Source organism: Rubellimicrobium mesophilum DSM 19309 (assembly GCF_000600335.2).
Lineage (GTDB): Bacteria > Pseudomonadota > Alphaproteobacteria > Rhodobacterales > Rhodobacteraceae > Rubellimicrobium > Rubellimicrobium mesophilum.
Genome location: NZ_KK088551.1, coordinates 1 through 1,072 on the forward strand (window position 1 = coordinate 1; position 1,072 = coordinate 1,072).

Sequence of the window (1,072 nt, forward strand, 5' to 3'; positions counted from 1 at the left end):
GCGGCGGGCGCGGTCGCCCCGGGCTGGGCCTCGCCGTCAAGCGAGGCATCCTCCTGGGCCGGGGCCACGGGGGCCTCCTGCGTGGCGGAGGCCGGCGCCGTGGCCTCGGAGGGGGGAACCGCCCCGCTGCCGTAGAGGTAGTCGAAGAAGGCGTTGTCGGGCGTCAGCACCAGCGTCGAGTTGGAGCCCTTGAGCGCCCGTTCGTAGGCCTGCATCGAGCGGTAGAACTGGAAGAACTCCGGGTCCGCGCCATAGGCCTGGGCGAAGACGCGGTTGGCCTCGGCGTCGGCCTCGCCGCGCGTGACGTCGGCGTCGCGCTCGGCCTCCGAGATGGTCTCGGTCACCGTGCGGTCGGCGGTGGCGCGCACGCGCTGCGCCGCCTCGTTGCCGCGCGCGATCTCGTCGGCGGCCTCGCGCTCCCGCTCGGCGCGCATCCGGTCGAAGGTCGCGGCGAGGTTCTGCTCGGGCAGGTTGGTCTGCTTGAGCCGCACGTCCACGACGGTGATGCCCAGGTCCTCGGCCTGCGCCTGCGCGAGGTCGCGGATGCGGGTCATCAGGCTGCCGCGCTCGGCCGACAGGATCACGTCCGAGGTGACCTGGTCGGCGCCCAGCACCTCGCGGATGGTGGCGTTGAGGATCGAGCCCAGACGGTCCTGCGCCGTGGCGATGCCGCCCGCGCCGACGGCCTGCCGGAACTGCACCACGTCGTTGATGCGGTAGCGCGCGAACGCGTCCACCACGAGGCGGCGGTCGTCCGAGGGCGTGACCTCGATGGTCTCGGTGTCGAGGCTCAGGATGCGGTCGTCGTACTTCACGACCTCCTGGATGAAGGGGATCTTCAAGCCCAGGCCCGGCTCCTCGCGGACCTGCTTGATCTGCCCGAACTGGAGCACCAGGGCCTTCTCCCGCTCGTCCACCACGTAGATGGAGCTGAGGAGCAGGACCAGGGCGACGCCCAGCGCGACGATGGCGGCGGTGACGGAGCGGCGCATGTCAGTTCCCCGTGGCATTCGTGGCGGCGCCGGCAGGCGCGACGGCGGTCCCGCCCGCGGCGGGGGCGGCGGGCGCCGGC

General features: G+C 72.9%; 1 protein-coding gene. It reads right to left on the reverse strand.

The window, feature by feature from the left end; translation table 11 throughout:
- The coding region (gene hflC / locus RUMESO_RS02895; RefSeq protein ID WP_051520955.1) for a protease modulator HflC at positions 1–992 on the reverse strand (992 nt) is incomplete at its 3' end.
- Positions 993–1,072: the final 80 nt, after the last annotated feature.